The organism is Nocardia sp. NPDC059177, from assembly GCF_042755165.1.
Classification (GTDB): domain Bacteria; phylum Actinomycetota; class Actinomycetes; order Mycobacteriales; family Mycobacteriaceae; genus Nocardia.
In genome coordinates this window covers 21,123-40,433 of the sequence record NZ_JBHZBX010000006.1, presented here as the reverse complement: position 1 = coordinate 40,433, position 19,311 = coordinate 21,123, and the positions used below count along the sequence as shown (strand labels likewise).

20 protein-coding genes are annotated in these 19,311 nt (G+C 70.6%); 17 read left to right on the top strand and 3 right to left on the bottom strand.

The features are described 5' to 3' along the window. Positions 1-130 precede the first annotated feature (130 nt). The 12 genes from ACFXK0_RS09555 to ACFXK0_RS09500 all read left to right on the top strand — a co-directional run bounded on the left by ACFXK0_RS09555 (position 131) and on the right by ACFXK0_RS09500 (position 12,426). A complete protein-coding gene (locus tag ACFXK0_RS09555) occupies positions 131-883 on the top strand; it encodes a glucose 1-dehydrogenase (RefSeq protein WP_379409562.1) in 753 nt (250 codons plus the stop codon). A 16-nt stretch (positions 884-899) separates the two neighbouring features. Next, positions 900-2,057 (top strand): acyl-CoA dehydrogenase family protein, encoded by a 1,158-nt coding sequence (locus tag ACFXK0_RS09550; protein WP_379409561.1) that lies wholly within the window; start codon positions 900-902, stop codon positions 2,055-2,057. Then, entirely contained in the window at positions 2,054-2,176 is a 123-nt protein-coding gene (locus ACFXK0_RS09545) for a hypothetical protein (protein ID WP_379409831.1), read from the top strand. The genes ACFXK0_RS09550 and ACFXK0_RS09545 overlap by 4 nt, the downstream gene beginning before the upstream one ends. Positions 2,177-2,323: 147 nt before the next feature. Then, on the top strand, positions 2,324-2,779 hold the full coding sequence (locus ACFXK0_RS09540) for a MaoC family dehydratase (RefSeq protein WP_379409560.1): 456 nt from the start codon (positions 2,324-2,326) through the stop codon (positions 2,777-2,779). A 74-nt stretch (positions 2,780-2,853) separates the two neighbouring features. Then, positions 2,854-3,849, top strand: coding sequence for a helix-turn-helix transcriptional regulator (locus ACFXK0_RS09535; RefSeq protein WP_379409559.1), 996 nt, complete (start codon positions 2,854-2,856; stop codon positions 3,847-3,849). Continuing rightward, a complete protein-coding gene (locus tag ACFXK0_RS09530) occupies positions 3,846-4,829 on the top strand; it encodes a helix-turn-helix transcriptional regulator (RefSeq protein WP_379409558.1) in 984 nt (327 codons plus the stop codon). The genes ACFXK0_RS09535 and ACFXK0_RS09530 overlap by 4 nt, the downstream gene beginning before the upstream one ends. Then, positions 4,826-5,854, top strand: coding sequence for a 2-dehydropantoate 2-reductase (locus tag ACFXK0_RS09525; protein WP_379409557.1), 1,029 nt, complete (start codon positions 4,826-4,828; stop codon positions 5,852-5,854). The genes ACFXK0_RS09530 and ACFXK0_RS09525 overlap by 4 nt, the downstream gene beginning before the upstream one ends. 92 nt (positions 5,855-5,946) lie before the next feature. Further along, positions 5,947-6,213 (top strand): Sec-independent protein translocase subunit TatA, encoded by a 267-nt coding sequence (gene tatA / locus ACFXK0_RS09520; protein WP_379409556.1) that lies wholly within the window; start codon positions 5,947-5,949, stop codon positions 6,211-6,213. Positions 6,214-6,311: 98 nt separating this feature from the next. Further along, positions 6,312-7,265 carry a twin-arginine translocase subunit TatC gene (gene tatC, locus ACFXK0_RS09515; protein WP_379409555.1) on the top strand — a complete coding sequence of 318 codons (954 nt, stop codon included), beginning with the start codon at positions 6,312-6,314 and terminating at the stop codon, positions 7,263-7,265. Between the two features lie 3 nt (positions 7,266-7,268). Beyond that, positions 7,269-9,965 carry a DEAD/DEAH box helicase gene (locus tag ACFXK0_RS09510; RefSeq protein WP_379409554.1) on the top strand — a complete coding sequence of 899 codons (2,697 nt, stop codon included), beginning with the start codon at positions 7,269-7,271 and terminating at the stop codon, positions 9,963-9,965. Positions 9,966-10,132: 167 nt separating this feature from the next. Then, positions 10,133-11,671: an IS607 family element RNA-guided endonuclease TnpB gene (gene tnpB / locus ACFXK0_RS09505; protein WP_379409553.1), complete on the top strand. Its 1,539-nt coding sequence runs from the start codon at positions 10,133-10,135 to the stop codon at positions 11,669-11,671. Beyond that, positions 11,668-12,426 carry a DUF4333 domain-containing protein gene (locus ACFXK0_RS09500; protein WP_379409552.1) on the top strand — a complete coding sequence of 253 codons (759 nt, stop codon included), beginning with the start codon at positions 11,668-11,670 and terminating at the stop codon, positions 12,424-12,426. The genes tnpB and ACFXK0_RS09500 overlap by 4 nt, the downstream gene beginning before the upstream one ends. Before the next feature lie 57 nt (positions 12,427-12,483). Here ACFXK0_RS09500 and ACFXK0_RS09495 read toward each other — a convergent pair whose 3' ends face one another. Then, complete coding sequence (locus ACFXK0_RS09495; RefSeq protein WP_379409551.1) at positions 12,484-13,446, bottom strand: 5'-3' exonuclease H3TH domain-containing protein; 963 nt, start codon at positions 13,444-13,446, stop codon at positions 12,484-12,486. A gap of 122 nt (positions 13,447-13,568) precedes the next feature. Between ACFXK0_RS09495 and ACFXK0_RS09490 the strand changes: the two genes are divergently transcribed. Next, complete coding sequence (locus ACFXK0_RS09490) at positions 13,569-14,696, top strand: M24 family metallopeptidase (RefSeq protein ID WP_379409550.1); 1,128 nt, start codon at positions 13,569-13,571, stop codon at positions 14,694-14,696. A 16-nt stretch (positions 14,697-14,712) separates the two neighbouring features. Here ACFXK0_RS09490 and ACFXK0_RS09485 read toward each other — a convergent pair whose 3' ends face one another. Beyond that, positions 14,713-15,111, bottom strand: coding sequence for a TIGR03618 family F420-dependent PPOX class oxidoreductase (locus ACFXK0_RS09485; RefSeq protein ID WP_379409549.1), 399 nt, complete (start codon positions 15,109-15,111; stop codon positions 14,713-14,715). Positions 15,112-15,188: 77 nt separating this feature from the next. Between ACFXK0_RS09485 and ACFXK0_RS09480 the strand changes: the two genes are divergently transcribed. From ACFXK0_RS09480 to ACFXK0_RS09465, 4 genes are all read left to right on the top strand, one after another. Continuing rightward, positions 15,189-15,938 carry an SDR family NAD(P)-dependent oxidoreductase gene (locus ACFXK0_RS09480; RefSeq protein ID WP_379409548.1) on the top strand — a complete coding sequence of 250 codons (750 nt, stop codon included), beginning with the start codon at positions 15,189-15,191 and terminating at the stop codon, positions 15,936-15,938. Continuing rightward, entirely contained in the window at positions 15,917-17,170 is a 1,254-nt protein-coding gene (gene cbiE / locus ACFXK0_RS09475; protein ID WP_379409819.1) for a precorrin-6y C5,15-methyltransferase (decarboxylating) subunit CbiE, read from the top strand. Before ACFXK0_RS09480 ends, cbiE begins: the two co-directional genes overlap by 22 nt. A 183-nt stretch (positions 17,171-17,353) precedes the next feature. Then, a complete protein-coding gene (locus tag ACFXK0_RS09470; RefSeq protein ID WP_379409547.1) occupies positions 17,354-17,947 on the top strand; it encodes a hypothetical protein in 594 nt (197 codons plus the stop codon). After that, entirely contained in the window at positions 17,944-18,696 is a 753-nt protein-coding gene (locus ACFXK0_RS09465) for a cobalt-precorrin-6A reductase (protein WP_379409818.1), read from the top strand. The genes ACFXK0_RS09470 and ACFXK0_RS09465 overlap by 4 nt, the downstream gene beginning before the upstream one ends. Positions 18,697-18,706: 10 nt before the next feature. Here ACFXK0_RS09465 and ACFXK0_RS09460 read toward each other — a convergent pair whose 3' ends face one another. Beyond that, positions 18,707-19,249: a PadR family transcriptional regulator gene (locus ACFXK0_RS09460; protein WP_379409546.1), complete on the bottom strand. Its 543-nt coding sequence runs from the start codon at positions 19,247-19,249 to the stop codon at positions 18,707-18,709. Positions 19,250-19,311: the final 62 nt, after the last annotated feature.

Sequence of the window (19,311 nt, the reverse complement as noted above, 5' to 3'; positions counted from 1 at the left end):
GCGTCCAGCGCGGTGGGGCAGCCAGTCCTGTGAAGCCTCGACCAAGGCAAGAACCCATCAGCTACACCCCACCGCTCTGGGCATCCAGGGCACCAACCCCAGACACCAACAAACTTAGGGAGTACGACCCATGACCCACCGAACCGCCTTCGTCACCGGCGCGGCCCGCGGCATCGGCGCCGCGACCGCGGCCCGGCTGGCCGCCGACGGGTACGCCGTCGCCGTCGTCGATCTCGACGCCGACGCCGCCGTACGCACCGCGGGCACGATCAACGCCGCGGGCGGCACCGCGATCGGCCTCGGCTGCGATGTCGCCGACGAAGCCGCCGTCACCGCCGCGGTGGCGCGCACCGTCAGCGACTTCGGCTCCCTCGACGTGCTGGTGAACAATGCCGGCGTGCTGCGCGACAATCTGCTGTTCAAGATGTCGGTCGACGACTGGGACACCGTCATGGCGGTGCATCTGCGCGGGGCGTTCCTGTGCAGCAAGCTCGCCCAGAAGCACATGGTCGAACGTGGCGGCGGCGCGATCGTCAACACCTCGAGCGTGTCGGCGCTGGGCAATCGCGGACAGGCCAACTACGCCGCCGCCAAGGCCGGCATCCAGGGCCTGACCCGCACGCTCGCGATGGAACTGGGCCCCTTCGGTATCCGGGTCAACGCCGTCGCGCCCGGCTTCGTCGCCACCGAGATGACCGCGGCCACCGCCGCCCGGATGGGGATCGGCGCCGAGGAACTCCAGGCGAAGACCGCCGAGATCACCCCCTTGCGCCGGGTCGGCACGCCCGCCGACATCGCGAACGTGGTCGCCTTCCTGGCCTCCGAGGACGCCGGGTTCGTCACCGGGCAGACCGTGTACGTCGACGGCGGCCGCCGCCTCTAGCTTGCGGGAGATCGACATGCAGCGCACAGTTTTCACCGACGAACACGAGGCGTTCCGCGAGACGGCACGCGCGTTCGTCGAATCCCAGGTCGTGCCCGTGTACGACCAGTGGTACGAGGCAGGCATCGTGCCGCGCGAGTTCTATCGGTCGCTGGCCGAACTAGGGGTCTTCGGGATCGAGGTGCCCGAGGAGTACGGCGGCGCGGGTATCGACTCGTTCAAGTTCCAGGCGGTGCTCATCGAGGAGACCGCCCGGGCCGGGGTGTCCTTCGGCGGGTCGAGCGTGCACGTCGGCCTGTGTCTGCCGTACCTGAAGAACCTCGCGACCGAGGAACAGAAGCGGCGCTGGCTGCCCGGGTTCGTCTCCGGCGAGATCATGTTCGCCATCGCCATGACCGAGCCGGGTACCGGGTCGGACCTGGCGGGAATGCGCACGACCGCGCAGTTGTCCGAGGACGGCACGCACTATGTGCTCAACGGGGCGAAGACGTTCATCACCGGTGGGGTGCAGGCCGACCGGGTGATCGTGTGCGCACGGACCGCCCCGGCCACCGAAGCCGATCGGCGCCACGGCATCTCGCTGTTTGTGGTCGACACGACGACCCCGGGCTACACCGTCGGACGCAAGCTCGACAAGCTCGGCCTGAAGGTGTCCGACACCGCCGAGCTGTCCTTCACCGATGTCCGGGTGCCGGTGACCGATCTGCTCGGCGAAGCCCACCAGGGTTTCCGCTATCTCGGGCAGAACCTGCCCCAGGAACGGCTGTCCATCGCCGTCGGGGCCTACGCCCAAGCCAAGGCCGCCATCCGGTTCGCCCTCGAATACACCAGGGACCGCAGCGTTTTCGGGCAGCCGGTGGCCCAGTTCCAGAACACCAAGTTCGAACTGGCCGCCTGCCGCGCCGAGGTCGACGCCGCCGAGGCCGTGGTCGACCGCGCCCTCGAGGCACTCGACCGCGGTGCGCTCACCCCCGCCGACGCGGCCGCGGCGAAACTGTTCTGCACCGAGGTGGCCTCCCGGGTGATCGACCGCTGCCTGCAACTGCACGGCGGCTACGGCTACATCACCGAATACCCGGTCGCGCGCCTGTACGCCGACAACCGGGTCAACCGGATCTACGGCGGCACCAGCGAAGTGATGAAGATGATCATCGCCAAGGACATGGGCCTGTGACCGCCCGCGCCTACCTGGTCGACGGCGTCCGCACGCCGTTCGGCCGCTACGGTGGCGCACTGGCCGAGGCCCGTCCCGACGACCTGGCCGCCCACGCGATCACCGCGCTCACCCGGTGAACCACGCCGGTCGCAGTCGGCGAGGAGATCGTGGCCGTTGTCGTGACGGACGGCGAGTACACCGAGCAGGATGTGATCGAGCATGTCATCCGAAACCCACCCACACAGTACTCGAGCGCGAACTGCGCCGACGCACGGAGGAACGCAATGACCACGGATTTCGCTGATTTCGACGCCCTGCGCGCCGCGGTCGGGACCGAACTGGGCCCCAGCGACTGGATCACCATCGACCAGCAGCGCATCGACCAGTTCGCCGCGGCCACCGGCGATCACCAGTGGATCCACGTCGACGCCGAGCGCGCCGCGGCCGGACCCTACGGCGCCACCATCGCCCACGGATTCCTCACGCTGTCGCTGATGGTGCCGATCACCGCGCAGGTGATGTCGGTCAGCGCGGCCGGTGTGGCGATCAACTACGGCCTCGATCGCGTCCGCTTCCTCACCCCGGTGCCGGTCGGCAGCCGGGTACGCGGACGGGTCACGCTCACCGAGGTCACCGACGTGCCGGGCGGAGTCCAGGTGGCGCGGCGGGTCACCATCGAACTCGAGGGTGCCGAACGTCCGGCGTGTGTGGCCGAGGCCATCGCGCGGTATCTGGCGTGAGGACCCGCGGGCGGGCGGTGGACAACCGTGCGCCGACGCGCGGGCGGGGCGGCGCGACCGTTACCCTCTAGCGGGTGGCGATATCCAAGGTCGAGCGGCTGATGAATCTGGTCATCGCGCTGCTGTCGACCCGGCAGTTCCTGAGCGCGGAACGCATTCGCGCCAGCGTGGCCGGTTATGAGGACTCCGCGACCGACGAGGCGTTCAGCCGGATGTTCGAGCGCGACAAGAACGAACTGCGGGATCTGGGCATTCCGCTGGAAGTCGGTCCCGTCGGGCGGTTCTCGACGCTCGAGGGGTACCGGATCAACCGGGACGCCTACGAACTGCCCGACATCGACCTGTCCAGCGAGGAAGCGGCCGCGGTCGCCGTCGCCGTGCAGATGTGGGCGTCGCCGGAACTCGCCGGTGCGGCCGAGGGCGCGCTGCTGAAGCTGCGCGCCGCCGGGGTCACCGTCGAGACCGACAATGTCGGGGTCTCGATGCCCGCGGTGCCCGCCCGCACCCGCGGCTCGGAACCGGTGCTGCGCGCGCTGCTGGCCGCCATCGACGCCGGGCGGGCCGTGCGCTTCGGGCACCACAGCGCCGTCACCGATCCGTTCGTCACCCGCGATGTCGAACCGTGGGGCGTGGTGACCCGGCACGGGCGCTGGTACCTGGTCGGCCACGACCGCGAACGCGACGCCGTGCGCACCTTCCGGCTCTCCCGCATCGGCGGCGAGGTGACCCCGTACGGGCCCGACAACGCCGTGCGCAAACCCGAGCACACCGACCTGCGCGCGATCGTCGACCGGGTCACCGGCGACGCCCCCGTCACCGGGTCGGCCCTGGTGTGGGTCGCCAAGGGCCGCGGCCGGGAACTGCGCCGCATCGGCACCGAACTCGAGACCCGTGACCTGGGCGGACGCTCCGGGTCGGTGGTCGAGGTCCCGGTGCGCTCGCGCGACTGGGTGGCCCGGCTGATCACCGGCCTCGGCCCCGACGTACTGGTACTGGATCCGCCGGAACTGCGCGCCGATGTGATGAACCGGCTACGGTCGGTACTCGACCACACGGAGGTGGCGTCGTGAGTTCACGTCTGTCCCTGCGCCTTTCGCGCCTGTTGAACATGGTGCCGTATCTGCTCGCGCACCCGGGCATCAGCGCGGCCGAGGCCGCCGCCGAACTGGGCGTGACCACCAAACAGCTGATGAGCGACCTCAACCAGCTGTGGATGTGCGGGCTACCCGGCTACGGGCCCGGCGACCTGATCGACCTGTCGTTCTCCGAGGAGAGCATCGAGGTCACCTTCGCCGCAGGCATCGAGCGGCCGCTGCGGCTGACCTCCACCGAGGCCACCGCGCTGCTGGTGGCGCTGCGCTCGATCGTGGAGATGCCCGGCATGGTCGACCCGACCGCCGCGCACGCCGCGATCGCCAAGATCGAGTCGGCGATCGCCAGCACCGACGCGGTGGTCAGCGGGAAGCCGGCCGCGGTGCCGGTCGAACGGCCCGTGGTCGCGACCGTGCGCGCCGCGCTCGCCGACGGCCACGCGCTGCGGCTGGTCTACTACTCGGCCAGCCGCGACGAGGTGTCCGAGCGCATCGTCGACCCGATCCGGGTGGTGCTCGTCGACAACAACAGCTACCTGCAGGCCTGGTGCAGGCAGGCCGAGGGCGTTCGCCTGTTCCGGTTCGACCGCATCGAGGACGCCACCGAACTCGGCGAACCCGCCCGCCCGCCCAGCCACGCCGGCGACGACGCGGCCGCCCTCGACCTGTTCCAGGACGACCCCGCCGTCCCGCTGGCCCGCCTGCGCCTGCGCGCGGACTACGCCTGGGTGCTCGACCAGTACCCGATGCACCGCATCGAATCGCGGGCCGACGGCAGCATCGAGGCGGGGATGCGCTTCGCCTCGCCGGACTGGATGGCGCGATTACTCCTCGGCTTCGGTACCGGGGTGCGGGTGCTCGGCCCACCGGAGCTCGTCGCGGCGGTGCGCGAGCGCGCCGACGCCGCGCTGGCCGCCTACGCGGCCGCGGGATTGTCCGGGGAGACCGAACCGGCGTGAACCAGCGAGTACTGGTCCTCGGTGCGGGCAGCGTCGGGGTCTTCATCGGCGGTCATCTGGCCGCCGCGGGCATGGAAGTCATCTTCGTCGGCCGCCAGCGGATCCTCGACGACATCGCCGAGCACGGCCTGCGCCTGACCGACCTGGACGGCGGGTCCACCGAGGTCTCACCCGACCGCTTCGGGCTCGCGCTGGCGCCGGACGAACCGGAACTGGCCGACCTGGTGCTGGTCACCGTGAAATCGGCGGCCACCGCCGCCGCTGTCCGTATGGTCGCGGGCCGGTTGCGGCCCGGCACCCCGGTGGTCAGCCTGCAGAACGGCATCGGCAACGACACCGTCATCCGCGAGATCCTGCCCACCTGCCTGGTGCTGGCCGGCATGGTCATGTTCAACGTGGTCCACCGTGACCAGGGCCGCTTCCACCGGGCCAGCGACGGCATCGTCGCCATCCAGGACGATCCGGTGGTCGACCGCTTCGCCGACCAGTTCCGCGCCGCGGGCCTGCCGCTGCGCCGCTACCGCGACCTGCGCCCGGTGCAGTGGGCCAAGCTGCTGCTCAACCTGAACAACCCGATCAACGCGCTGTCGGGCAAGCCGCTGCGCGAGGAACTCGGCGAGCGCGACTACCGCCGCTGCCTGTCGCTGGTCCAGGCCGAAGCGCTCGAGGTGATGAACACTGCGCGAATTCGCCCCGCCCAGCTGACGCCGGTCCCACCGGAGTTGATGGTGCGGCTGCTGCGGGTGCCCGATCCGATCTTCCGTCGCGTGTTCGGCCGGGTGCTCGCCATCGACCCGCTCGCGCGCTCGTCGATGGCCGACGATCTCGCGCTCGGCAGGCGCACCGAAATCGCGTGGTTGTGCGGGGAAATCGTGCGGCTCGGCGAGATGGTCGGGCGGCCGACCCCGGTGAACCGGCGGCTCACCGAACTGATCAGGATCGCCGAATCCGGCGACCCGCGCCGCTACGGCGGCAGCCGGTTGCTGGCCGAACTGACCGGTGCCGCCACCGCGGTCCAGGGTTGAACTCGTGGCGAACACCGCGGCCACTGGACAGCCACCACCCCGGCGGCCCAGGTAGCATCGGTAATCACCACAGTCTTTGGAGGTAACTGATAATGGGCACGTTCAGCTGGACGCACCTGCTGATCATCGCGTTGCTGTTCGTCCTGCTCTTCGGCGCGAAGCGGCTTCCGGACGCGGCGCGCGGTCTCGGCCGGTCGCTGCGCATCTTCAAGAGCGAGGTCGGGCAGATGCAGTCGGAGTCGACCACCCCGGCAGGCACGGCCGCCGCCACCCCGGCGCCGCCGCAGCAGCTGCCCGCGTCCGCCCCGCAGGCGCAGGCACCGATCGCCGACCCGCAGCAGGGCCACAAGACGCTCTGACCTCGGTGTTCTCCCCGGGGCGGCGTGTGCCCGCTCCGGGGTCGAGTGCTGTTTCGCGAGCATCCGCCGAAGTCGAGGGTTAGAGGCCACCACCCACCATGCGCATTCCGTTCGATCCCCGGCGCAGCAAGCGCAGGACGAATCCCGACGGCACCATGTCGTTGGTCGAGCACCTGCAGGAACTGCGCACCCGGCTGTTGCTGGCCCTGGCCGCCATCACGGTCACCACGCTGCTCGGCTTCTTCTGGTACGCGCATTCGTTCCTCGGCATCGAGAGCCTGGGTGAGATCCTGCGCGGGCCCTACTGCGCGCTGCCGGAGTCCGCGCGCGCGAGCCTGAGCCCCGACGGCGCCTGCCGCCTGCTGGCGACCGCGCCGTTCGAGCAGTTCATGTTGCGGTTGAAGGTCGGCTTCACCGCCGGTGTGGTGCTGGCCGCGCCGTTCTGGCTGTACCAGCTGTGGGCGTTCATCACCCCCGGCCTGTACGCCAAGGAACGCAAGTACGCGGTCGGGTTCGTGGTGTCGGGCACGCTGCTGTTCGTGACCGGCGCGGTACTGGCCTACGTGGTGGTCTCGCACGCGTTGTCGTTCCTGCTGACCATCGGTGACAACGTCCAGATCACCGCGCTCAGCGGTACCCAGTATTTCGGGTTCATCATCCAGCTGCTGATCATCTTCGGCGTCAGTTTCGAGACGCCGCTGGTGATCATCGGGCTCAACCTGGTCGGTGTGCTGCCCTACGTCAAGCTCAAGGCCTGGCGGCGCGGGATCATCTTCGGCCTGTTCGTCTTCGCGGCCATCGTCACCCCGCAGGACCCGTTCTCCATGCTGGCGCTGGCGATCGCGCTGACGGTGCTGTTCGAGTTCGCGGTGCAATTCGCCCGGTTCAACGATGCGCGCCGCGCCCGCCGGGAGAACAGCGAAGGCTGGGGCACGCTGTCGGACGAGGAGGCCTCGCCGCTCGGCACACCCGATCCGGTCGCCCCGGCCGGCTCGGTGGACGACCCCGGGAAAACCCCGCGCCCGGTGTCGGACTACTCCGATACCCTCTGACGGGTGACCGATTCTCCCGTGCGGGCCAACGAGTTGGCGCAGTTCGCCAGCGAAATCTCCTTCGAACTGGACCCCTTCCAGCAGGCCGCGTGCGTGGCGCTGGAAGACGGGCACAGCGTGCTCGTCTGCGCCCCGACCGGCGCGGGCAAGACCATCGTCGGCGAGTTCGCGGTGCACATGGCGCTGGCCACGGGCGGTAAATGCTTCTACACCACGCCGATCAAGGCGCTGTCGAACCAGAAGTTCGCCGATCTGACCGCGCGCTACGGCCGCGACAGCGTCGGCCTGCTCACCGGCGACCAGTCCATCAATCCCGACGCGCCGGTGGTCGTGATGACCACCGAGGTGCTGCGCAACATGCTTTACGCGTCCTCCGAGGCGCTCTACGGGCTGTCCTATGTCGTCATGGATGAGGTGCACTACCTGGCCGACCGGTTCCGCGGCGCGGTGTGGGAGGAAGTCATCCTGCACCTGCCGCCGGACGTGCGCCTGGTCAGCCTCTCGGCGACGGTGTCCAATGCCGAGGAGTTCGGCGCCTGGATGGAGACCGTGCGCGGCGACACCGCGGTCGTGGTCGACGAGACCAGGCCGGTGCCGCTGTGGCAGCACGTGATGGTCGGGCGGCGGATGTTCGACCTGTTCGACACCAAATCCAGCGATCAGAAGGTGCTCGTCGACGAGGACCTCGTGCGCTTCATCCGCCAGCGCGAAGCCGCCGACCGGATGCAGGGCTACGGCGGGCCGCGCGGTCGCGGCGGGCGCGGCAACTTCCGCCCGCTGCCCCGGCCCGAGGTGCTGGCCCGCCTCGACGAGGAAGGCCTGCTGCCCGCGATCACGTTCATCTTCAGCCGCGCGGGCTGTGACGGCGCGCTGGCCCAGTGCCTGCGCGCCCGGCTCGACCTGAGCAGGCCCGGTGACCTCGAGCGGATCGACGAGATCGTCGAGAAACACACCGGCGACCTGCCCAAGGGCGATCTCGAGGTCCTCGGCTACTGGGAGTGGCGCGAGGCGCTGCACCGCGGCCTGGCCGCCCACCACGCCGGCATGCTGCCCGCGTTCCGGCACACCGTCGAGGAACTGTTCGTGCAGGGCCTGGTGCGCGCGGTGTTCGCCACCGAGACCTTGGCGCTGGGCATCAACATGCCTGCCCGCACGGTAGTGCTCGAGCGGTTGGTCAAGTTCAACGGCGAATCGCACGCCGAGCTGACCCCGGGCGAGTACACCCAGCTCACCGGCCGGGCGGGCAGGCGCGGGATCGACGTCGAGGGCCACGCGGTGGTGCTGTGGCAGCCCGAGGTCGACACCAGCGCCGTCGCCGGGCTGGCCTCCACCCGCACCTACCCGCTGCGCAGTTCTTTCCGGCCCGGCTACAACATGTCGATCAACCTGATCGACCGGATGGGCGCCCAGGAGGCCCGCGCGCTGCTGGAACGCTCCTTCGCCCAGTTCCAGGCCGACCGTTCGGTGGTCGGGCTGGTCCGTGGCATCGAGCGCAACCAGGGCGCGATGCGCAAGCTGGAGAACCAGCTGGGCGGGGTCGACGGCGACTTCATGGAGTACCTGTCGCTGCGCGAACGGATCAAGCAGCGCGAGCGCGAGATCCAGCAGCAGGGCCGGGCCGACCGGCGCGGCGCCGCGGTGAAGGCGCTGATCGAACTGCGCCGCGGCGATGTGGTGGCCATCCCGTCGGGCAAACGCGCGGGCCTGGCGGTGATCCTGGAGCCGGACCAGACCCCCGGCGACCCGCGCCCGCTGGTGCTCACCGAGGACCACTGGGCGGGCCGGATCTCGGCCGCGGACTTCCCCGTCCCGGCCGAGGCGCTCGGCCACATGCGCCTGCCGCGCCGCGTCGATCACCGGGCCGCCCGGATCCGCCGCGATCTCGCCTCGGCTCTGCGCAGCACCGGCATTTCTGCGCCGGGCAGGCGCAGGCGCAACGACCACACCCGCGGCGGGGAAGACAGGCAGCTGTCGACCCTGCGCCGCAGTCTGCGCTCGCATCCGGCGCACGCGCGCCCCGATCGCGAGCAGCTGAGCCGGATCGGCGAGCGCTACAGCAGGCTCGCCCGCGAAACCGAGACGATGCGCCAGAAGGTTGCCGCGACGACGAATTCGCTCGCGCGCACTTTCGACCGGATCGTCGGGCTGCTCGAGGAGCGCGGTTTCGTCGCGCACGGCGAGGTGACCGCCGAGGGCAGGCGGCTGGCCCGGATCTACGCCGAGAGCGATCTGGTCGTCGCCGAGAGCCTGCGGCAGGGTCTGTGGCGTGGGCTCGGCCCGGCCGAACTGGCCGCGGTGGTGTCCACCCTGGTCTACGAATCACGCTCGGAGAACGGCTACCTCACCGCCGCGGGCCCGACCGAGCCGATCCGGCGCGCGATCGGCGCCACCATCGCGGTGTGGACCGAGCTGCGCTCCGACGAGGCCAGGCACAAGCTGCCGCCGACCCGCGAACCCGATCTGGGCTTCGTCACCGGCGTCTACAAGTGGGCGCGCGGTGACGTATTGGCCGAGGCGTTGCTGGCCAGCGGTGACCAGGGCAATCCGCTGTCGGCGGGCGATTTCGTGCGCTGGTGCAGGCAGGTGATCGACCTGCTCGACCAGATCCACAACACCGCCGACGACCCGGAGATCGCGGCCACCGCGGCCAAGGCCGTGCGGGCCGTTCGACGGGGTGTCGTCGCAGTGGACGCCGCGTGATGGGTACGTCTGTGATTTGATTTCCTGGCGTACCGAGGTAGTGACCGAGTTGGGGTCAGTGTTGAGGTGGTGGTCGCGGAGGAGCACCACCGAGGACACAGAGAACAAAACGGGCGAGACGGGCGATCACGGGAGCAAGCAGGACGCGTCGGGGAAGGCGGGTGGGGGTGGCTGGGTTCGAGATTCCCGAGGGCTGGACTGTGCAGGCCTATCGCTATGCGCTGGACCCCACTCCTGGACAGGAACGAGCTTTCCGGTCTCATGCCGGTGCCGCCCGCAAGGCGCACAACACGATGCTCGCCCTGGTGAAGGCCGTGATGGATCAGCGGCGCTCGGAACGGTCCTACGGGATCGCCGAGACCGAGCTGACGCCATCGTTGAGTTGGTCGCTGCCAGGTCTACGCAAGGAGTGGAACATCCGCAAACACCGAGCGGCACCGTGGTGGGCGGAGAACTCGAAAGAGGCCTACAACACCGGCCTTGATGCTTTGGCTCGTGGGCTGGACGCGTGGTCGAGATCGAGGAAGGAACACTGCGGCGGTGCCGTTGTCGGGTTCCCCCGCTTCAAGTCGGTCCGGTCACGGCGAACGGTGCGGTTCACCACCGGAACCATTCGGGTCGACGACTCGCGCCACCATGTCACCCTGCCTCGGCTGGGGCGAGTCAGGACTCATGAGTCCACCAGGAAACTGGCCCGACGAGTCGGCGGCGACACCGCCCGGATCCTGTCGGCGACCCTGTCGCAGGACTCGTCAGGACGGTGGCACGTGGCATTCCAGACCATCGTGCGACGCGGCATCAAGGCTGCTGGGCATGTAGGTACAGGGGCGGCCGTGGTGGGTGTCGATATCGGCGTGAAAGCCGATTCGCTGCTGGTGGTGGCCACGCCCGGTGGGAGTGAAGTCGGACGTGTCGCGGCACCGAAGTCTCTCACCAGGGCCCAGGCCAGGCTGCGGAACCTGCAACGCAGGGCGGCCCGCCAGCACGGGCCCTACGACCCGGCCGCCAAGATCCGGCAGGCGCCGTCGAAGCGCTGGGCACGCACCCGAGGCCGGATCGGCGCGACGCACGCGCACGCCGCTGCCGTGCGTCGCGATGCACTGCACAAGGCCACCACCGGACTCGCGCGGCGGCATGGTGTCATCGTCGTGGAGCGGTTGAACGTCGCGGGGATGTGCGCAGGTGGTGGCGGGTACAAGCGTGGTTTGAACCGGGCACTCGCGGACGCGGCGCTGGCTGAGGTCCGTCGGATGCTCGGTTACAAGACGGCCTGGTACGGGTCCACGCTGGTGGTGGCCGACCGGTTCTACCCGTCGTCGAAGACGTGTTCGGGCTGTGGCAGGCGAAAGCCAAACCTGTCCCTGGCCGACCGGATGTTCGTTTGTGAACACTGCGGTGTGAAGATCGACCGGGATCGTAATGCCGCGATCAACCTCGCCAGACTCGGCGACACCCGTTCTCCGGGTGAACAGAGTCCTGCCGGCAGTGGGCCGGTGGCAGGACGTGGAGCCATCCGTGAGACCGAGCCCGCGCAAGCGGGCGAGGCTGGAGGCTGCGAAGCGTCAACCCCGCACCGGCGGCAGCCGGGTCAGACGGGGACCGCCTCACCGCAAGGCGAGGCTGCCCGATGGAGGGCACTCACGTTTGCACACCAGACGGCAACGGCTACCGTAGTACAACAAATGCGAGTGGAGGCGAGTGGATGAGCGGCCCGTACGGACCGAACGGCCCAGGGGAGGGGAGCAACGATCCCACCCAGCACTGGGGGGGTCAGCAGGGGGCCGGTGGCGCCGGCCCCACGCAGCACTGGGGCGGTGGGGCCCAGCCGCCGCAGCAGCCCCAGCAGCAGGCGCAGCCCACCCAGCACTGGGGTGACCCGAACGCACAGCAGCCCCAGCAGCAGTGGGGTCAGCAGCCCCAGCAGCCGCAGCAGCCCGGCCAGCAGCAGTGGGGGCAGCAGCCGCAGCAGCCGACCGGCCCGCAGCAGCAGTGGGGTCAGACCCAGCCGCCGCCGCAGGACTGGAACGCACAGGCCGCGAACGCCCAGCAGCAGTGGGGTCAGCAGCAGCCGCAGCAGCAGTGGGGCCAGCAGGGCGCGCCGCAGCCGCAGCAGCAGTGGGGTCAGCAGCCGCAGGGCGGCAGCGGTGGCAAGAGCAACAAGGGCCTGCTGATCGGCCTGATCGTGGCGGGCGTGCTCGTCGTCGCCGCGGTCGTCGGTCTGCTGCTGGTGGTGTTCTCCTCCGACGAACTCGACAACGCGGCCGTGCAGGACGGCGTCGCGCGCGTGCTGAACGAGTCCTACGGCATCGTCGACGTCTCCGATGTCTCGTGCCCCTCGGGTCAGAAGGTCGAGGTCGACGCGACCTTCACCTGCGACCTGAAGGTCAGTGGTGAGGCGAAGAAGGTCACCGTCAAGATCACCAAGGACGACGGCACCTACGAGGTCGGCCGCCCGAACTAGGCTGTCGCACCGCGCTTTCCGGGCCGTCCGCATTCCGCGGGCGGCCCGGTCTCGTCGTCAGAGCTCGAGCGCGGTGATCAGCCGGGCGACCGGGCTCTCGGCGTTGTAGGTGCTCGCCAGAGCAAGCAGACGCTCGCGGTCGACGGGCCCGGCGGGCAGGATGTCCGGACGCGAGAGGACCACCTCGGCGTCGCGTACCACCTGCACCACCGGGGCGGCGACCTTCAGATAGTCCTGGGCGGCGACGAGTTTCGCGCGCACACCCTTGGCCAGGTCGGCGCCGGGGTCGTCGACGGCGGCCAGCAGGGCATCGAGCGAACCGAACTTGGAGATGAGCTGGGCGGCGGATTTGTCACCGATCCCGCTCACCCCGGGCAGCCCGTCGGAGGCGTCCCCGCGCAGGGTGGCCATATCGGCGTAGGCGGGGCCCGCGTGCTGTTCGGGCACACCGTATTTCGCCGACACCTCGGCGGGACCGAACAGTTCGGCCTTGGCCAGGCCACGGCCGGCGTAGAGCACCCGCACCGGTGGGGCCGGCTCGTCGCGGACCAGCTGCAGCAGGTCGCGATCACCGCTGACCACGATCACCGGATCGGTGCGTTCCCGGCTGGCGAGGGTGCCGAGTACGTCGTCGGCCTCCAGGCCCGCGGCGCCGCCGGTGGCGATGCCCGCGGCGGCGAGCACCTCGAGGATCATCTCGACCTGCGGGGTGAGCGTGTCGGGCACCTCCTCGGCGCCGGGGGCGGCGTCACCGCTGGTGTCGAGCCGGTGCGCCTTGTAGGAGGGCACCAGCGCCACCCGGAACGGCGGGCGCCAGTCCAGGTCGAGGCCGACGACGAGCCGGCCGGGCCGGTGTTTGGTGATCAGCGAGGCCACCATGTCGGTGAAACCGCGCAGGGCGTTCACCGAGCGGCCGTCGGTGGCCCGCAGCTTGTCGGGGATCGCGTAGTAGGCGCGGAACCAGAGGCTGGCGCCGTCGAGGATCAACAGGGGTCCGCGGGGGGTCTGGTCAACGGTCACACCGGTGATTGTGCCCCCACGGCGGGTTCCGGCGCCGGTGGCCGTGCCGTCGGGGCGGCCGTGGGCACGATCCGGTTCCAGTTCTCGCGACCGCCGCGACGCTCCGGGTAACGTCGGGCCCTATGAGCGCGCACACGGAGGCAAGGTTCGCCGCGGAGGTCTACGGCCGGCGACTGGAACGGGCGGTCGAGTCGATGCGCCAGGCGCATCTGGACGCCCTGCTCATCACCCCCGGCCCCGATCTGCAGTATCTGCTCGGTTCGACGGCGCAGTCCTTCGAACGACTGACCTGCCTGGTGATCACCTCCGACGGCGCCACTCCGTCGGTGGTCGTCCCGAAACTCGAACTGGCGTCCCTGGAAGGTTCGGCGGCCGGTGAGCTCGGCCTGCGGATCCTGGACTGGGTCGACGGGGTCGACCCGTACCAGCTCGTGCACTCCACGCTGCACGCCGGTTCCCGCATCGCGGTGGCCGACGCCATGCCCGCACTGCACCTGATCCCGCTCGCCGAATCCACCACCGGCCTGCCCGCCTCGGCGACCCCGGTGCTGCGCAAGGCGCGAATGATCAAGGACGAGGCCGAGATCGAGGCCCTGCGCCGGGCGGGCGCGGCCATCGACCGCGTGCACGCCCGGATGGGTGAGTTCCTGCGGCCGGGGCGCACCGAAGCCGAGGTCGCCGCCGACATCACCGCCGCGATCATCGAGGAGGGCCATACCGAGGCCGCCTTCGTCATCGTCGGCAGTGGGCCGCACGGCGCCGACCCGCACCACGAGGTGTCCGATCGCACGATCGAGCAGGACGACGTGGTCGTCATCGACATCGGTGGCCCCGTCGAGCCCGGCTACTACTCCGATTCGACCCGCACCTACGTGCTCGGTACCCCGGGCAGGCGGGTCGCCGAGCAGGTGGCGCTGCTCGAGCAGGCGCAGGCGGCGGCGGTGGCCGCGGTCCGCCCCGGCGTGACGGCGGAATCCATCGACGCGGCCGCGCGCACCCTGCTCGCCGACGCCGGCCTGGGCGACGCGTTCATCCACCGCACCGGCCACGGCATCGGCCTGTCGGTCCACGAGGAGCCCTACATCGTGGCAGGCAACGATCTGGTGCTCGAACCAGGCATGGCCTTCAGCATCGAGCCGGGCATCTACTTCCGTGGCGAGTGGGGCGCGCGGATCGAGGACATCGTGGTCGTCACCGAGGACGGCGCCGAGTCGATGAACCAGCGCCCACACGGCCTGACCGCGCTGTAAAGTATTGCGGCGCAGGCTATTTCAGCGTGCTCGACGACAGCACCCGGCGCACCTGCACGGCGACGACCACACGCGTCGGGTTCTCCCGCGGCACCCGGTAGCGCGCGGTGTAGCGGCGCACCGCCTCGGCCACGTCGTCGGCCTCGCCGAGCACCGTCGCCGGGCCTTCGAGGGTGAGCCAGCGTGCCCCGTCGACCTGGCTGATCGCCGCGTATCCGCCCCGGGCGGCGTTGCGCGCCTTCACCGAGGCGCCGTCGGTGATCACCCGCGCGATCCCGGTATCGGGATCCCAGGTGAAGCCCACCGCGACCACGTGCGGTGTGCCGTCGGCGCGCAGGGTCGTGAGGGTGGCCAGGTGCCGCTCGGACACGAATTCGAGCGCGGTGGGGGAGAGCTGGGCGGTGGTCGTCGGCATGGATACGACCGTAGCCGAGCCCGGCGACGTCACCCTCGCGTGCGGGTGCCGGCCGTCCAGGATGACAGACTGACGGCATGGGTATGCAGACCGGCGGTCCCGTCCTGATTCTGGGTGGGCGCAGTGAGATCGGTGTCGAGATCGCGCGCAGGCTGGCGCCCGGCCGCGTGGTGATCCTGGCCGCGCGCCGCGCCGACGCGCTGACCGAGGAGGTCGAGCAGGTGCGGGCCGCGGGGGCGAGCGCCGTGCACACCGTCGAGTTCGACGCCGACGAGACCGTCACCCACGCCCCGCTGCTGGAGAAGCTCGCCGCCGAACACGGCGGGATCGCGACCGCGGTCCTCGCCTTCGGGGTGCTGGGCGATCAGGCGCGCGCCGAACAGGACCCGGCGCACGCGGTCGCGGTCGTGCACACCGATTTCGTCGCCCAGGTCAGCGTGCTCACCACCCTGGCCACCCTGCTGCGGGCGCAGGGGACGGGCCAGATCGTCGTGTTCGGCTCGATCGCTGGGGTGCGGGTGCGCCGGGCCAACTACGTCTACGGATCGGCCAAAGCGGGCCTGGACGGCTTCGCGAGCGGCCTCGGTGACGCGCTGCACGGCACCGGTGTGCAGCTGCTGCTCGTGCGCCCGGGTTTCGTGATCGGCCGGATGACCACCGGTATGGACCCCGCGCCGCTGTCCAGCACCCCGGGGCAGGTCGCCGACGCTGTCGTGCGCGGCCTGGCCAAGGGCTCGACCCGCGTCGCGGTGCCGGGGAGCCTGGCCGTGGCGTTCTTCGTGATGCGGCTGCTGCCGCAGTTCGTCTGGCGCCGGATGCCGCGGTGACCGAGCCGTCCTGGTCCGGGCACCCGATCGCCGTGGTCGGGATCGGCGCCGACGGCTGGTCCGGCCTGGGCGAATCGGCCAGGGCCGCCGTCGGCGCCTGCGAGGTCGTCTTCGGCTCCTCGCGTCAACTGGCCTTGCTGCCGCCAGGCGCGGTGGAACGAGTGCCGTGGCCGACCCCGCTGCTCCCGGCACTACCCGGCCTGTTCGCCGACCACCGCGACCGCCGCATCGGCGTACTGGCCAGCGGCGACCCCATGTTCTACGGCATCGGCGTCACCCTGGCCCGCCGCTTCGGCGCGGGCGCCCTGCGAGTCTTCCCGCAGCCGTCCTCGGCCTCGCTGGCCTGTGCCCGGCTCGGCTGGCCACTGGCCGAGACACCGGTGCTGAGTGTGGTTGCCCGGCCATTGCCGACGATCCTGCCCGAACTGGCCGACGGCCGCCGCGTGCTCGTGCTCAGCGAGGATGCCGGCAGCCCGGCCCGGATCGCGGAATTGCTGTCCGCCAACGGATTCGGCGCCTCCACCCTGACCGTCCTCGACCAGCTGGGCGGACCCTCCGAAGCGATCCGCGCAGGCACCGCGGACGGCTGGGCGCACCCACCCGGTGACCCGCTCAATATCGTGGCCGTCGACACGGTCGCCGATCCGGGGCGCCGGCGCGACACCCGGCTGCCCGGCCTGGCCGACGCCGCCTTCACCGGCGACGGCCAGCTCACCAAGGCCGAGGTCAGGGCCCTGACCGTCACCGCGCTGGCCCCGGTACCGGGGGAGACGTTGTGGGACGTCGGCGGCGGCTCCGGCAGCATCGCCATCGAATGGTGCCGCACCCATCCGCTGTGCCGCGCGGTCACCTTCGAACGGCTGCCCGCGCGCCGCGAACAGATCACCGCCAATGCGCACGCGCTCGGTGTGCCGGGAATAACGGTGCGCGGCGAAGTGCGCTCGGAGTTAGCCGGGGCACGATTTCCGGCGCCGGACGCGATATTTCTCGGCGGCGGCCTCACCCAGGACGAGTTGTTCGCCCGGTGCTGGCAGCACCTGCGGCCCGGCGGGCGGCTGGTGGCCAACGCGGTCACCGCGGAATCGGAAGCGCTGCTGCTGGACTGGGCCGCGGCCCACGGCGGCGCGCTGCGCAAATTCCAGGTCTACCGGGGCGAACCGCTGGGCGGGTTCACCGCGTGGCGCCCGCACCTGCCGGTGGCCCAGTGGATTGCCGTAAAACCCGCTGGTTGACGCAGGACGGAACCGGTTCTTCGATCACGGTCAGATCACATGCAGATCACGGCGAATCCGTTGTCGCAGGATCGCGGGGGAGTGAAAGTTACGAACCGAAGGTGTGAGTTGCGTGCCCCGGGGGTAGGGTCGGGGCCGTTCCGGGTAAATCGTCTCGGATCGATTTCCGTGATGGGGAGATACATGAAGTACTCGAAGTTCACCGCCCCCGCGTTGCTGGCCATCGCCGCGACCGGGATCGCCGCCGCCCCTGCGGCCGCCGCGCCGGCCGCCCCGGCGCCCGCCGTGCAGGAGCAGGCCGCGCCCTCGGTGCAGGGCACCGACCGTGGTGTGACCTACCGCACCGAGCTCGTCGAGGCGGGCAAGTCGGTCGTCACCACCGTCACCGGTGGCGCGTTCGCGCTGTCCGCCGACGCGGCCTCGGTCACCCTGACCAACGCCGCGGGCGAGGTCGTCGCGCAGGTGCCGCTGGCGGGCACCGTCGACGGCGCGGCCACCGAGATCGCCGCGACCCTCGAGGCCGACGGCACCCGCCTGACGCTGACCCCGAAGGCGGTCGCCGCCAAGGACATCAGCTCGCAGCAGTGGTTCATGAACGAACTGCAGCGCGCCTCCACCGGCGGCCTGGTCGGCGCGGCCATCGGCGCCCTGCTCGGCGCCATCGGCGTGGTGACGATCATCCCCGGCGCCATCATCGGTGGCGTGATCGGCCTGCTCGTCGCCGGCGGTCCCTCGCTGGTCGACGCGGGTTCGGCCTACTTCAGCGGGCAGCCCTGAGAGTCCTGATCCTCGGCGGCACGGGCGAAGCCCGGGAGCTGGCCCGGATCGCGTCCGGCGAGCGAGGACTCGACATCGTGTCCTCGCTCGCCGGACGGGTCGCCAACCCGCGGTTGCCCGTCGGTCCGGTACGCGTAGGTGGTTTCGGTGGTGTCGAGGGCCTCCGAACCTGGCTGCGCGAGAACGCGATCGACGCCGTCGTGGACGCGACCCATCCCTTCGCGGCGCAGGTCAGCGCCCATGCTGCCACCGCGGCGGACGATCTCGGCCTGCCCGCGGTGCACCTGCGCAGGCCCGAGTGGACCCAGCGCCGCGGTGATCTGTGGACGCGGGTGCCCGATCTGGCCGCCGCGGCAGCGGCGCTGGCCCCGCACCACGAACAAGTGCTGCTGACCATCGGCCGCCAGGGCGTCGGCGCCTTCGCCGGCTGCGCGGATCACCGGTTCGTCATCCGCTCCATCGACGCCCCCGTGGCGCCGCTGCCGCCGCGCTGCGAATTGCTGCTGGCGCGTGGGCCGTTCACCTTCGACGAGGAACTCGTGCTGATGTCGCGGCATCGCATCGATGTGCTGGTCACCAAGAACAGTGGTGGTGAGCAGACCGAGGCGAAGATCGCCGCGGCCCGCACCGCCGGACTGCCGGTGATCATGATCGACCGGCCGCCGCTGCCCCCGGGTGCGGTCTCGGTCGGTTCGGTCTGCGCGGCCGTCGACTGGCTGCGTGCCGCCGCCGCGCACGCGGTGCGCTGAGCGGGGTGGATCAGCGGGGGTTCGCCGTGGCGAAGATCGCGGGCAACTGCTCGAACCACTCCAGGACCGCGCGTTCGTAGGCGATGCCGAAGGCGAGGGTGGCGCGCTGGTTGGCGGCCAGTCCGGTCGGGTCCTCGTCGAGATAGCGGTCCAGGCGGTCCTGGTGAATGTTCTTGTTGGCGGCGATGATCCGGTCGCGGTGGACCGGGTCGAGGTGTTCGCCGAAGGACAGGGTGAGCAGCAGCGGCACCCGGATGGTCTCGGCGCCGGGGTCGCGCGCGATCCACTCGGCGAAGGCCTCGCGGCCCTCCTCGGTGATCCGGTACGGGGTGCGTTCCCTGGCGCCGCGCTCGCCCTTGGTCACCAGGCCCTCGGTGTCCATGCTGGACAGTTCGCGATACACCTGGCTCTGGGTGATGGTCCAGAAGTCGCCGATGCGTTGCTGGGCCTGGGTGGCCAGGTCCCAGCCCGACATCGGACCCTCGTGCAGGAACCCCAGTAGCGAGGCCGCGGTGGAGTTCAGCGGGCGGCGTCGAGTCGCGGTGTCGGTCAACGGTCAACTCCCTTCGAACTACATTCCTAAGTGGAATGTTACGCCTGGGTGTGTGGTCCACC

Coding starts and splice junctions, on each gene's coding strand:
- ACFXK0_RS09555 (WP_379409562.1), top strand. CDS start 131: ATGACCCACCGAACCGCCTTCGTCACCGGCGCGGCCCGCGGCATCGGC.
- ACFXK0_RS09550 (WP_379409561.1), top strand. CDS start 900: ATGCAGCGCACAGTTTTCACCGACGAACACGAGGCGTTCCGCGAGACG.
- ACFXK0_RS09540 (WP_379409560.1), top strand. CDS start 2,324: ATGACCACGGATTTCGCTGATTTCGACGCCCTGCGCGCCGCGGTCGGG.
- tatA (WP_379409556.1), top strand. CDS start 5,947: ATGGGCACGTTCAGCTGGACGCACCTGCTGATCATCGCGTTGCTGTTC.
- tatC (WP_379409555.1), top strand. CDS start 6,312: ATGCGCATTCCGTTCGATCCCCGGCGCAGCAAGCGCAGGACGAATCCC.
- ACFXK0_RS09500 (WP_379409552.1), top strand. CDS start 11,668: ATGAGCGGCCCGTACGGACCGAACGGCCCAGGGGAGGGGAGCAACGAT.
- ACFXK0_RS09490 (WP_379409550.1), top strand. CDS start 13,569: ATGAGCGCGCACACGGAGGCAAGGTTCGCCGCGGAGGTCTACGGCCGG.
- ACFXK0_RS09485 (WP_379409549.1), bottom strand. CDS start 15,111: ATGCCGACGACCACCGCCCAGCTCTCCCCCACCGCGCTCGAATTCGTG.
- ACFXK0_RS09480 (WP_379409548.1), top strand. CDS start 15,189: ATGGGTATGCAGACCGGCGGTCCCGTCCTGATTCTGGGTGGGCGCAGT.
- ACFXK0_RS09470 (WP_379409547.1), top strand. CDS start 17,354: ATGAAGTACTCGAAGTTCACCGCCCCCGCGTTGCTGGCCATCGCCGCG.